This is a genomic window from Ectobacillus antri (assembly GCF_003852715.1).
Lineage (GTDB): Bacteria > Bacillota > Bacilli > Bacillales > Bacillaceae_G > Ectobacillus > Ectobacillus antri.
Window position 1 is genome coordinate 54,549 of record NZ_RIAV01000001.1, and the last position, 12,925, is coordinate 67,473.

10 protein-coding genes, 1 pseudogene and 1 CRISPR repeat array (1 of these 12 running past the window's edge) are annotated in these 12,925 nt (G+C 38.4%); of the genes and pseudogenes, 8 read left to right on the forward strand and 3 right to left on the reverse strand.

Features of this window, described 5'->3' with window-relative positions; all coding sequences use genetic code 11:
• Window positions 1–239: 239 nt before the first annotated feature.
• The 3 genes from sstT (at window position 240) to EEJ45_RS00265 (ending at window position 4,201) form a co-directional block, all read left to right on the forward strand.
• Window positions 240–1,478, forward strand: coding sequence for a serine/threonine transporter SstT (sstT, locus tag EEJ45_RS00255; RefSeq protein WP_124562787.1), 1,239 nt, complete (start codon window positions 240–242; stop codon window positions 1,476–1,478).
• A gap of 468 nt (window positions 1,479–1,946) precedes the next feature.
• Window positions 1,947–2,303, forward strand: coding sequence for a hypothetical protein (locus EEJ45_RS00260; protein WP_124562788.1), 357 nt, complete (start codon window positions 1,947–1,949; stop codon window positions 2,301–2,303).
• 71 nt (window positions 2,304–2,374) lie between these two features.
• Entirely contained in the window at window positions 2,375–4,201 is a 1,827-nt protein-coding gene (locus EEJ45_RS00265) for an ATP-binding protein (protein ID WP_124562789.1), read from the forward strand.
• A 173-nt stretch (window positions 4,202–4,374) separates the two neighbouring features.
• Here the strand turns inward: EEJ45_RS00265 and tnpC (EEJ45_RS00270) are convergent, their stop codons facing one another.
• From tnpC (EEJ45_RS00270) to tnpA, 3 genes are read right to left on the reverse strand one after another with little or no spacing between them, the layout of a single operon-like run.
• Entirely contained in the window at window positions 4,375–5,982 is a 1,608-nt protein-coding gene (gene tnpC / locus EEJ45_RS00270) for an IS66 family transposase (RefSeq protein ID WP_124562790.1), read from the reverse strand.
• A gap of 53 nt (window positions 5,983–6,035) precedes the next feature.
• Window positions 6,036–6,392, reverse strand: coding sequence for an IS66 family insertion sequence element accessory protein TnpB (tnpB, locus tag EEJ45_RS18975; protein ID WP_124562791.1), 357 nt, complete (start codon window positions 6,390–6,392; stop codon window positions 6,036–6,038).
• Window positions 6,386–6,709, reverse strand: a complete 324-nt coding sequence (tnpA, locus tag EEJ45_RS00280) for an IS66 family insertion sequence element accessory protein TnpA (protein ID WP_124562792.1) — start codon at window positions 6,707–6,709, stop codon at window positions 6,386–6,388. Before tnpA ends, tnpB (EEJ45_RS18975) begins: the two co-directional genes overlap by 7 nt.
• Window positions 6,710–7,157: 448 nt before the next feature.
• Here tnpA and EEJ45_RS00285 point away from each other — a divergent pair, with 448 nt between their 5' ends.
• The 5 genes and pseudogenes from EEJ45_RS00285 to EEJ45_RS00305 all read left to right on the forward strand — a co-directional run bounded on the left by EEJ45_RS00285 (window position 7,158) and on the right by EEJ45_RS00305 (window position 11,848).
• Entirely contained in the window at window positions 7,158–7,352 is a 195-nt protein-coding gene (locus EEJ45_RS00285; protein WP_124562793.1) for a hypothetical protein, read from the forward strand.
• Complete coding sequence (gene tnpB, locus EEJ45_RS00290) at window positions 7,349–7,702, forward strand: IS66 family insertion sequence element accessory protein TnpB (RefSeq protein ID WP_164464152.1); 354 nt, start codon at window positions 7,349–7,351, stop codon at window positions 7,700–7,702. The genes EEJ45_RS00285 and tnpB (EEJ45_RS00290) overlap by 4 nt, the downstream gene beginning before the upstream one ends.
• An 89-nt stretch (window positions 7,703–7,791) precedes the next feature.
• A pseudogene (gene tnpC, locus EEJ45_RS00295) lies at window positions 7,792–9,363 on the forward strand (IS66 family transposase).
• Window positions 9,364–9,494: 131 nt separating this feature from the next.
• Window positions 9,495–9,887, forward strand: a complete 393-nt coding sequence (locus EEJ45_RS00300) for a transposase (protein WP_245999763.1) — start codon at window positions 9,495–9,497, stop codon at window positions 9,885–9,887.
• A gap of 479 nt (window positions 9,888–10,366) precedes the next feature.
• Window positions 10,367–11,848 (forward strand): RNA-guided endonuclease InsQ/TnpB family protein, encoded by a 1,482-nt coding sequence (locus EEJ45_RS00305; protein WP_124562794.1) that lies wholly within the window; start codon window positions 10,367–10,369, stop codon window positions 11,846–11,848.
• A 329-nt stretch (window positions 11,849–12,177) separates the two neighbouring features.
• Window positions 12,178–12,925: a CRISPR direct-repeat array (repeat unit 33 nt; unit sequence GTTACACCTTGTATAGGTGTATGGATTGAAATA) (it continues 278 nt past the right edge of the window).

A 12,925-nucleotide genomic window follows, 5' to 3' on the forward strand; every position in this document is an offset into this window, starting at 1 on the left:
AAACATTTATAAAATTAAAATAGTTCCTAAAATAAACAGAAGTCCTATTGAGGTCTACTAAAAGAATGATTATAATACTAATTATCAAAACAATAGTCATCGGTATAAGGTTGATTGTTCGTTTTGGCGTATAAAAAGTAAATTCTTAGCCTTACTTTTTATAAGAAAAGAGAGGAAAACAAATATCTTTATAGCTGTTGTATATCACAATGGCTATAAAAAGGAATGGGGGAACAGCTATGAAAAGCATACTGAAAAAGTGGAATCAATGGAGTCTTGTCAAACAAATCCTTATTGGTTTGGTAATCGGGATTCTCTTATCTGTAATGATTCCGGAGGCAGCAAAGCCAGTCGTTATTTTTGGAACGCTGTTTGTCGGTGCCCTAAAAGGGATTGCACCTGTATTGGTTTTTTTCTTAGTTATGGCGGCCATTGTTGGGCATAAAAGCGGACAACGAACGAATATGAAATCTATTATTTTCTTGTACCTGTTAGGGACGTTTTTAGCAGCATTAACAGCTGTAATTGTAAGCTTCATTTTCCCAGTAGGCTTAACGCTTGCGAAGGGGGCTGAAGGTGTAACGGCACCAGGTGGGGTTGTAGAAGTTTTAAAAGGATTGCTTCTAAATGTGGTGGACAACCCAGTTAAAGCAATTTTCAATGCCAACTATATTGGCATTCTAGCGTGGGCAATTGTTCTTGGTTTAGCACTGCGTGGCGCCGCTGATACAACAAAAACGATGATTTCTAACGTATCAGATGCTATATCAAAAATGGTAACATGGGTTATCAAGTTCGCACCGCTTGGCATCATGGGCCTTGTTGTAGAATCAATCACAACAAACGGTATTGAATCCTTGCTGAGCTATGGAAAGCTACTTGCAGTGTTAATCGGCTGTATGGTATTTGTGGCACTTGTCATCAATCCTATTATTGTATTCTTTTCTATTAAACAAAATCCGTATCCGCTTGTATTCAAGTGCTTAAAAGAAAGTGGAATCACTGCATTCTTCACACGCAGCTCTGCTTCCAACATTCCTGTGAACATGAAATTATGTGAAAACCTAGGTTTGAATAAAGATAGCTACTCCGTATCCATTCCGCTTGGCGCAACAATCAACATGGCTGGTGCGGCGGTTACGATTTCTGTATTAACACTTGCGGCAGTTCACACGCTTGGTATTGAAGTGGACCTGCCAACGGCAATCATCCTAAGTGTGCTAGCAACAGTATGTGCATGCGGCGCTTCCGGCGTCGCTGGCGGATCGCTCCTATTAATCCCGCTTGCCTGCAGCTTGTTCGGTATCCCGGGCGATGTGGCGATGCAGGTAGTAGGTGTAGGCTTTATCATCGGTGTATTGCAAGACTCCTTTGAAACAGCGTTAAACTCTTCTACAGACGTCCTCTTTACAGCGGCAGCTGAGTTTAAGGAGTGGCGTAAAGAAGGAAAAGTGATTGAGATTCGTAAGGTTTCGTAACGAGAAGACAGTGAGCGAGAGCTCCTGTCTTTTCTTTTTTAGAGAGGATGTTTTATTGTATTTGTTAGTTGGGTGTGAAGGGATTGGGGAGAAGGAACAGCTAGTCTATGTACTTCGGGTTGTTTTGGAAACGTATGCTTGTGTTAGATTGTTGAAATAAAAAAACGCTAGAATCAGTAGTATAACTGCATTCTAGCGTAAGTAATGATCCCGACTGGGTTCGAACCAGCGACCTCCACCCTGTCAAGGTTTTGGAATTCGGAATCTTATGTATATCAATGGTTTTTTACTACGTTTCTAACGTATAACCACTTCACATTTAATATTTATAAATTTCATTATAAAGCGGTTGCTTGGTGATGTAAAGTGGTTTAATTGGGGAAAAATTTAATGAGTATAGTCAGTTAAAAAGGGTATTTTGATTTCTTTGCTGTTCGTGTACGTGAACAGTTCCTTGAACGTGTAGATGTGCTTGAACGTGTAAAAGGTTTGTTGCTTCTTCCTAATTTAGAAATGGCAACGACACAGCAAGTTGCTGATTTTTATGAAGTTGATAAAAAGACACTTGATACACTAGTGATTAGGAATAGAAAGGAACTTAAAGAAGATGGTATTAAAATTCTGAAGAAAAAAGATTATTTATTACGAAACCTTCATAATGTAGAAGTCGTCCATAAGCGTTCACATATAGAAATATTAGATAAGAATGGTAACAAGCACATATTAACAAATAGAGGTTCGTTAGTGTTCCCTAAACGTGCAATTTTACGTGTTGGGAATGTTTTATATTCAATTATATTTAAAGTGAATTTAAAGCTATTCTGAAGTGTTTAAAGGTAGTTGATGCAGGGAATATTCTCTTTTTGTCGAAATATACCATAAAAGGGGGAAAGATAATGAAACTAGAAAAAGTAATTTTGGAGAACTTTAGGTCTTATAGGGAAAGAGTAATAGTAGATATTAATGATTTAACTGCTTTTATTGGTAAGAATGATATAGGAAAATCAACTATTTTAGAAGCACTAGAAATATTCTTTAACAATGAGTTAGTTAAAATTGAACAAGATGATTTATGTGTTCATGGTACATCAAGCAAGGTTTTGATAGGTTGCGTGTTTTCTGATATCCCTTCTGATAAACTTGTTATAGATTCTAGTGCAGGAACGACACTTCAACAAGAGTACCTATTAAATGAACAAAACAAACTTGAAATACATAAAGTGTATGATTGTAGTAAAAAAACGATAATCCCTGAGATATTCATACTTGCCAATTTTCCATCTGTTACATCAGCTTCAGATTTACTCACGTTGACTTCCACACAATTAAAACAGCGAATTAAAGATTTAAGTATTGATACGACTAATATTGATTTACGTTCAAATGTAAGTATGCGGAATGCTATTTATAATTTTGTGACACCCCTTAATTTATCCTTAAGACCGATACCTGTTGCAAAAGGTGATGCGAAATCTCTTTGGGACAAGTTAAAGTTGTACTTGCCTATATATTCTCTTTTCCAATCAGATAGACCAAGTTTAGACGGAGATTCAGAAGTACAAAACCCTATGAAGTTAGCAATAAAACAAGCATTGGAAACTGTTGAAGCAGATTTATTAAAAATAAAAGAGACTGTTGAGAGAAAAGCTTTAGAAGTAGCGATAAATACTGTTGAAAAGATTAAAGAAATGGATGAAAATCTAGCAAAACAACTAACACCACAGTTTACGGAAGAACCTAAGTGGGATAAAATATTTAAGCTTTCTTTAGAGGGAGAAAATGATATCCCTGTTAATAAAAGGGGAAGTGGGGTAAGAAGATTAATCCTACTTAACTTTTTTCGTGCTGAAGCAGAACGAAAGTTGTCAGAAGCGGGAAGTAGGGGTGTAATATACGCCATTGAAGAACCTGAAACTGCACAACATCCAGGAAATCAAATGTTACTAGCCGATGCTTTAAAGACTCTTTCTCAAAAAGACAACACACAAGTTATTTTAACAACACATGTTCCAGCATTTGCAGGGTTACTTCCAATTGAATCTTTAAGATACATCAAAGAAGGTACATCAGGTAAAGAAATTCAAGATGCTTCTGAAAATGATTTTGTTATAAATGAGATTGCAGAAGCTTTAGGGGTTTTACCACCACCGATTGAAGATAATATAAAGGTTGCGGTCTTTGTAGAAGGTGTAAATGATGTAGAATGTTTGAAAACGTTCAGTAGAATAGTTAGCCTTCATAATCCAGCTATTATTGACTTAAGTGAGAGTAACAAAGTCTTAGTATTGCCGTCAGGTGGAAGTACATTAAAGGGCTGGGTAGAAAATCAGTATCTGAAAGCATTGGGTGTACCTGAAGTTCATATTTATGACCGTGATGAGAAAACGCCGCCAAAATATCAAAAGTGGTGTGATAGGATTAATGCACGTGGGGATGGTTCAATAGCTTTCATCACTAACAAAAGAGAGATGGAAAATTATATTCATCCCCTAGCCATTAAGGAAGTAATGGGAGTTGAAATGAGTTTTACAGACCAATGCAATGTGCCAAGATTAATTTCTGCACAGGTAGAATTTAATGAAGGTACAGTGAAGAAGATGCTTAATAGTCAAGTAGTTAATAAAATGACATATGAACAAATTTGTGAGATAGACAATGAAAAAGAAATTGAAAATTGGTTAAAAACAATTTCAAGTTTCTGCTTGGAATCAGTTTCTAGCTAATAAGAAAAAAATCCCCTTACAACTATCCCTGTAATACGAAGGGATAGTTGTAAGGGGATTTTGAACTTTGTACGTTTTAAAGTATAAGGCACTCTTTTAATTTGAATCTGACATTATTAAGGTAAGCGCCAAATACTCCCCACCTATGAAACTGGCGCGGAGTATTTTATGCTTTATTTAGCTTTTTTCGGAACCCTGCATTCCTCGGGAATGCTTGGCGACCAAGGCAGTAAATTGTCGAGCTGATCGGTATCATTCGTATCCAGATTCGGGAGCTTCTCCAATACATACGTCAGGTAAAGACGCGGACTCAATCCATTTTCCTTTGCCGTTTCCACGAGACTATATGCAATGGCGCTCGCCCGAGCGCCTCGGACCGACTGGGCAAACATCCAGTTCTTTCGGCCGATCACGAACGGTTTAATGGATCGTTCTGCCCGGTTATTGTCCAGATCTAACCGACCATCCTTCATAAATGCCACCAACTTCCCCCACTGGTTCCGACAGTATCGAATGGCTTGACCCAATGCGCTTTTTGGCAGGACCCTTGGCATTTGTTCACGAAGCCATGCTGAAAAAGCATCCAGGATAGGCTGGCTGTGCTCCAGACGAAACTCATACCGCTCTTGTGGAGATAATTCTTTCTCCTTTGCCTGCCGTTCGACGGCAAACAAGGCATTACAGAAATTGAGGCCGTCCCTGGCTGTTGTTGGATTTGCACGCTGCTCTTCCGGCAGCGACTTGATTGCCTTGTCAAATTCCCTGCGCGAATGCGCCCAACACCCTACCAAGGTAACACCTGGCAGTCCATGATATCCGGCATAACCATCTACATGCAGATACCTTTGGAATCCATGAAGGAAAGCCTTCGGATGCTTATGCGCCCGTGTTTGTTGATAGTCATATAGGACAATGGCTGGCTTTTCTGCTGTCCGATACAGCCACATGTACGAGGTGGAAGTTGCCGAGCGGCCTGGCTCTGCCAGTACCTGCAGGGTAGTTTCGTCTCCATGCAGAACACTTTCCTTCTTTAAGTGAACGTGCATTCGATCATATAGAATACTCAACCAAGTTTGAGCTCCATAGATAACCCAGTTTGCCAGTGTCTGACGGGATAAAGGAATGCCAAGACGTGCAAGTTCCTGTTCCTGCCGGTATAGTGGCAGCCCTTCTACATATTTCTGATGCAAGATATAAGCCAAAGCGGATGGCGATGCCAAGCTGCCCCGATAGACAGGAGTTGGCATTGGTGCCGTCACAATGGGCGTTTCTGTTTCATGGCGTTCGCAATGCCGGCAGGCATAGACGTGGCGGACGTGCTTCACCACTTTTGCTTGAGCCGGAATGATTTTCAGCTCTTGGCGTACTTCGGTGCTCATTTCATGCAGAGAACCGCCGCAACACGAACAAACCTGTTCCTCCGGAGACAAATGATATTCTATCGTCTCCATAGGCAGGTTCTCAAGCAGCACCTCACGGTGACCGCGTGCTTTTTTGCGCTCATATGTAATCGTTTCAAGTGTCGGCTCTGGAAGAGAGGGATTTGCCTCTGTTTCCGCCTCATTAAACAGGTTGAGCTCCAACTGGTCACGATCTGTTTTTTCGCTTGAAGCGCCAAACTGTCGCTGCTGATGTAAGCGGAACTGTTCCTGAAACCATCTCAATTTGGCTTCCAGCTCTGCCTTTTGCTTTTCCAGTTCAAGGTTCTGCGTTTCTAAAGATTCGCATCGCTTCTCTAATTCTTCAATTGTAGGGTCTGGGGTGTGAGTTGTATGTGTCATAAAGAAAGGAATTCGACAGAATGAGCTGAATTCCTTTCTTTTTCTGCATATTTTTATACAACTGTACGAGCAGTGACTTCCCGATGGGCTTCTCGTTGATTCAGCGGCAGCCCGTCTAACAGCCAACGCAACTGGCGTGTGGAAATTTGCATCGGAGTTCCTGTGTTTTGTTCCGGCCATGGAAATGTACCTTCTTCCAGCCTTCGATAGTACAGCCAAAATCCGTTATGTTCCCATTGTAAAATCTTCAGCTTGTCACGCTTACGGTTACAAAAGACGAACAGACAAGCCGAGAAAGGGTCCAGTTGGAATCCTTCCTGCACTAAGGCCGCTAGGCCGTCAATGGATTTCCGTAAATCCGTGCTCCCGCACGCGAGATAGACATGACGGATTGTTTGTTGACTCAGCATAGTGAATGCAGTGTCCGTACAACATCGGCTAGGAAGGACGGAGTGAAGCCTGGCTTCACCTCTACCGAAGCAGCTCCGACTGTAATCCGCAGGATTTCTTGTTCTTCCTGTAGAATTGTCCCCACAGAGGACACTTTGACCCATTGTAAACCGGATGTGTTGGCTTGCTTCTCTGAAATGGGAATTTGCTTTAACCAGTATTTTAATTGGTTCAAAGACACTTCATTTGCTTCGCACCAAGCTGCCTGTGTCTGGCCGCTGTTCCGAAAGTCTTGAATCCTTTGACTCCACAGCTCTTTCCGTTCTGCGATCGACATGAAAAAACCTCCTCATTTTGTTATGCTGAGGAGATTATCGCACGATTCCGACTCTATAACTATGTGGGTCCAGTTTGACGCTTACTTATTAAGTAATCTCTTTGCTTGTTGTCTGTGCTTCAGATTCAGTTCCTGACAAATATTTTCAAGTGTAACTTTTTTAATGTTATCAGCATGTAGAAATAAATTATATATCTTTAATTCATCTTCATTCAGCATTGAAACAGTTTCATTAATACTATCATTTAACACATACGAATCATTCAAACTGAAGGAATCATTTAACACTTCGGCATACAAATTCAACGACTTATGATAGGCATTTTGTTTATGGGTGTTCCTATCCTTTGTTAACTCTTCAGTGTAAGCCCGTATTCAAACAACGCATATAAATAGAGTAGCACCTCCTGGTATGATAAACCTATCAATTTAAGGAGGTGCTTTTCATATGCCACAACAAAAACTTACCATCGTCCCCGTAACATTACATACCGAAAATAAAAATACTTCTGCAACAAATTCAGTAGTACTTTCCTCAAATCCTACTTGCACGATCAAAACGGGCAACGCCGAAATTTCCTTCTACAACGGCGTAGATGAGCACATCATCCAAATGGTCATGAGGGAGTTGAAAGATCAGTGAAACACGATTATACAAGTGTGAAAAACATTTATATCATTTGTGGTAAAACAGACATGCGAAAAGGAATTGATGGACTAGCAACACTGATTCAAGATTCTTTCGAACTTGATCCATATGGCGATTCCATTTTCTTATTTTCAGGGTGGAGTAAAGATCGTTATAAATGTTTGTATTTTGATGGGGATGGATTCGCCATGCTTTATAAACGTTTGGATAACGGCAAGCTGCAATGGCCGAAAGATGAAAATGAAGTACGCAATCTTTCACAACAGGAGCTTCGCTGGCTCCTTGAAGGGTTATCCGTCCAGCAACCAAAGGCTATTCAACCATCATCAAAAGGTGTGTTCTAAATTCGTTAAGTCACTAATTTTACCTTTATTCTGTTGTTCGAACTAGTTATAGTAGAAAGAACGAAATCGAACGAAAAGTGGTGAATGATGTGGCGAACGCTTCTTCTACGAATGAAAATCAATACGAAAAATTAATTCGGATGCTCGAAGAGCAATTGGCTCATTCGAATCAACAAAACAAAGACTTATCGAAACAAATTGAGGCGTTAACAGAGCAAGTTCGCCATTTAACTAAGCTTTTATATGGTTCAAAAACTGAAAAATCGAAATACAACGCACCTGACGGGCAAGGTTCATTATTTGATGATGACCCGTCTTTTAGCGAATCTGAGCACACAGAAGAACAAAGCCAACAGACTATTTCCTATACTGTTGTACGAACGATTCAAAAGAAAAAACGAAATGATTCATTACGTGATGATATCGAAGTAGAAGCATTTCACCATTATCCCAAAAATACACTATGTGACTGTTGCCAAGGACAAATGATTGAAATTGGCAGTACAATCGTACGTGAAGAAGCGAAATTTATTCCTGCGAAAATGAAGAAAGTTCAACACATTGAACACGCTTATGAATGTAAAAATTGCAAAGGCAACGCATTTCAAAAAGCACAAATTAAACGTGGTAAAGCACCTCAGCCACCTATTCAACGTAGCGTGGCAAGTCCTAGCGTACTTGCCAAAGTGATGTATGATAAATTTTCACAATACTTACCGCTTTACCGTCAGGTAAAGGAATGGGATCGTTATGGCCTGAATACCAATGATAAGAACCTTTCCAATTGGGTCATTCGTGCATCACACGATTGGCTATTGCCTATTTACGAACGAATGAAGCGTTTTATGATGGCTAAATCGATTTTACATGTCGATGAAACATATGCACAAATCATCAACCGATCCGATGGGAAATCTGGTCAATCCAATTCCTATAATTGGGTGTATCGAAGTGTGCCAAGCCAAGGGCCAACAATTATTCTCTTTCAAAACTCATTATCACGGGCTCGATCTGTCCTTGAACATTTCACGAAAGGCTATTCTGGAACGATTGTTTGTGCTGGTTATTCTGCCTATGATAAGTTGGAAGGCGTTACATTCGCAAATTGTTGGGCGCATATTCGTCGTTATTGGCTGAAAGCGGACAGCAAAAATGGACGAATTGGTGTGAGTTATTGTGACGATTTATATCGACTTGAAAGGAAATTTAAACATTTGGCTCCGAGTAAGCGAAGAAAACAGCGCCAAACATACTCGAAGCCAATTGTAGATAAATTCCTTGAATAGGTTGAAACATCACCATTTTACGGAAAAAATGCCCTTGCGAAAGCCGCTGAATACACATTGAACAGGGCAAATGGACTCAGAGAATTCTTGAATGATGGGCGCATTGAAATCGATAATAATCCAGCTGAAAATGCCATCCGTCCAAACGTTCTAGGCAGAAAAAACTGGCTTTTTTCGTTCAGCGAAGCTGGTGCAAAAGCGAACGCCATTTGTTTGAGTATCGCAGAAACGGCCAAAAGTAACGGCGTTGATTTCTACGAATACATAAAGAAACTTTTCACGGATCTACCGAATCTCGGAATCCATCAAAATCCTGAAATTTTAGATCAATATATGCCTTGGTCAAAAAAGATTCAGATGGAATGTAGCAAATAAATGAAAGTAGCCGTATGTTTGATTAAAAAAATCAGGTTATACGGCTATTTGTGATGCGTACCGGAAAGGTGCGCTTATTTTTTATAATTCGGGCTTACTGTCAATTGTTACAGAATGCGGAGTTTGAATTTGTGAAACGAAAAGAGATTATCCCTCTTTTGTTCCATTCAAAGAAAACAAAGACCAAATTATCTGAAAAACAATTACAGGAGGTTTACAAGTTGTATCCGAAAATCGAATCTATCATAGATTTGGTGGATGACTTTAGAGACATCCTGAGACAAAAAAGAAACGATGCGCTGCAGAGTTGGATGGAACGAACTACCGCGCTGGATATTCAACCGCTCAACAGCTTTATCAATGGAATCGAAAGGGACTTGACAGCTGTGAAAAATGCCATCACTTATGAATACAACAATGGTCTAGCTGAAGGTAAAATTAATAAATTAAAGTTGGTGAAGCGCACCATGTATGGTCGGTGTCTGTTCGATTTGTTGAGAAACAAAATTTTATTGCTTGAATAGGAGAAAAAGGTTCTTTTCAACCAACTTTGGAAAGAACCACTTTTATTTTGCATTAAACACTTATTTATTATTTGATTGTCTTTTATTAGTTTTGCATCTTATATGTTAATCAATTATTAGGTCATCTTGGTTTTTTATGTATAGATTTCATGATTTTTGTTTAAGCTGTATATTAGTTCAAAGAGAAATATTGTTTATTGCAGAATAAAAGTGCAGAATGTTGCAGAATTCCTATTCATTGGTATGCACCAGGGCTTTACGTGGAGTGGCAGGCATGATAGACTTGTGTCGGTTCTGCCAATCCCTTTAATGGCTGGATTCTTGGCAGGAGGATCATGCCTGTAGAGGCTCCATGTCAAGCCCACCCTCAGCGACCACAAATGAATATTTAATCAACAAAATGAATTTAATATACTGCACAACTCTGCACTTTTTCATTGCACAAAACAGAGAAATATAGAAAAATAGAAGGTGGATTAATGATAACTGTACGTAAGCTAAAGTTAGCAATTGTGTCCGGTAACGAAAATGAAACCTACCAGTTTTTACGTAACGAAATGCGTAATCAGTACAAAGCGTTAAATATTTCCTATAGTCATCTGTATTTCGAATACATAGCACAAGAAAAAATAAAGCATAGCAACGAAGAATATCAACAACACTTAACTAAGTACACAGAAAAAGCTCAAGAGAAATATCAGAATTATCTAAAGTGTAAAGGCAAGGCAGAGGTTTTTAAAGACGATCAGCAGCTACAAAAAAGAGTAGAGAAAGCTAGAGATGATTATAACAAAGCACAGGAAAAAGTATATAAGATTGAAAAGCAGTATAGCAAAAAGGCTAGTGAAATATACCAAAAAGCTGTAGGTTTAGTTAAACAAACAAGGATAGGTAAACTAATCAACAGTAAATTTGATTTACACTATGATACAGTAGATCGTATCACTTCAACTGTTATTTCTCATTTTACTTGTGATATGAAAGCCGGCTTGCTAAATGGGAAACGCAACTTACGTAACTACAAAGAAACCAATCCATTAATGATTCGTGCTCGTAGTATGGTTCTATATGAAGAGAGTGGAGATTACTTCATTAAATGGATAAAAGGAATTACCTTTAAAGTAATTCTACTAGAAAGTAGTAAACAGCGTGCCAATATTAATGAGTTAAAATCATTACTAGTGAACATTATTGAGGGCAATTACAAAATTTGTGATAGTAGTATTGCTATTAATAAGAAGTTAATCTTGAACCTATCGCTTAATATACCGGTTTCTAGAAAAAACAGCTTCATGAAAGGAAGAGTAGTTGGTCTAGATTTGGGTTTGCGAATTCCAGCGTATGTATCTATTAATGATAAGCCATATATAAGAAAAAGTATTGGTTCAATAGAGGATTTCTTAAAAGTACGAACACAGATACAATCGCAGCGTAAAAGATTACAAAAGGCGTTACAGAGCACTAGGGGCGGTAAAGGGAAAAACAAGAAGCTACAAGGATTAAATCGCATAAAAGAAAAGGAAAAGAACTTCGTTAATACGTATAATCATTTCATAAGTAGTAAAATAGTCCAATTCGCACTTAAAAATCAGGCTGGCATCATTCATATGGAATACCTTGAATTTGACCGTATGAAGAACAAATCTTTATTAAGAAATTGGTCATATTACCAACTCCAACAAATGATTGAGTACAAGGCTAAAAGGGAAGGTATTGAAGTTAAATATATAGATGCGCACTATACTAGCCAAACCTGTAGCAAATGTAATCATTATGAGTTGGGCCAAAGAGAAATACAAGAAAAATTCAGCTGTAAATCATGTGGATTCAATGCGAATGCAGATTACAATGCCTCTCAAAACATAGCTAATAGTATAAAATTCATTACCACTAATAAAAAGATAATTGAAGAATTAGAAGTTGAAGAAAAACAATTAAGTCTAGATTTTAATGGATCTTGATAATTTTGTTCTTTGATAAGTAAATAATGAATAGCCAATTATAGGCTTGGGCGGATTTGCGTCCAGAGGGTGAGGCAAGGTGTGATAGGATAACACCTGTATAGCACTCACCAAAGGGTTAACCTGTGACATTGTGTTACCGTCACAGCCTTCCATACATGTTTTATTATGCGAATTAGTAGTGAACATGAATTTACTGATACATTCGCACTTATTATTACATAGTTTTTGACTTTATTTTTTAATTACTTATGTATTTTGAATAAAAAGTGAATACCATATTCTATTTAATAATAACTTGCAATTATTGTTTTTATTAAAAAATCGCTGTTACACCTTGTATAGGTGTATGGATTGAAATCCAAAATCGCGGAGAAGTTAGGCAGCGTTTCACCCGTTACACCTTGTATAGGTGTATGGATTGAAATCATCAAGAAATACATGCTTAGCACAAGGGTATTAGTTACACCTTGTATAGGTGTATGGATTGAAATATAGCTCAGATGCTCTTTTCTCAACTACTCGGCAGTTACACCTTGTATAGGTGTATGGATTGAAAATCACGAGGCCGCTCTACCTGACCACATCATGGTGAAGTTACACCTTGTATAGGTGTATGGATTGAAATCTTTTGTAATCTTATTAACTTTTTCTTTAGTAAAGTTACACCTTGTATAGGTGTATGGATTGAAATACTCAATCGTAAAGTAACAACTTGACGAGCCAAAGTTACACCTTGTATAGGTGTATGGATTGAAATGATGATGCGTAAAGTCTCCCACATGAGCGAGCTGGTTACACCTTGTATAGGTGTATGGATTGAAATAAGAGTACATATTTGCTCCATTTCAGAATGCTACCGTTACACCTTGTATAGGTGTATGGATTGAAATAATTTGTGGCAGAGCAAATTGAAGGGGCAAAAGTGTTACACCTTGTATAGGTGTATGGATTGAAATAAAACTCAAAGAATGGGGAGATAATGAATGACGAGTTACACCTTGTATAGGTGTATGGATTGAAATAAGAAAACAGGAGCAGATAAATTATTATCTACATGTTACACCTTGTATAGGT

What these genes read in the sequence shown, in the direction of transcription:
- EEJ45_RS00305 (WP_124562794.1), top strand. Translation starts at nt 10,367, where the DNA reads ATGATAACTGTACGTAAGCTAAAGTTAGCAATTGTGTCCGGTAACGAA.
- tnpB (WP_124562791.1), bottom strand. Translation starts at nt 6,392, where the DNA reads ATGCTGAGTCAACAAACAATCCGTCATGTCTATCTCGCGTGCGGGAGC.
- tnpA (WP_124562792.1), bottom strand. Translation starts at nt 6,709, where the DNA reads ATGTCGATCGCAGAACGGAAAGAGCTGTGGAGTCAAAGGATTCAAGAC.
- EEJ45_RS00265 (WP_124562789.1), top strand. Translation starts at nt 2,375, where the DNA reads ATGAAACTAGAAAAAGTAATTTTGGAGAACTTTAGGTCTTATAGGGAA.
- EEJ45_RS00285 (WP_124562793.1), top strand. Translation starts at nt 7,158, where the DNA reads ATGCCACAACAAAAACTTACCATCGTCCCCGTAACATTACATACCGAA.
- tnpC (WP_124562790.1), bottom strand. Translation starts at nt 5,982, where the DNA reads ATGACACATACAACTCACACCCCAGACCCTACAATTGAAGAATTAGAG.
- sstT (WP_124562787.1), top strand. Translation starts at nt 240, where the DNA reads ATGAAAAGCATACTGAAAAAGTGGAATCAATGGAGTCTTGTCAAACAA.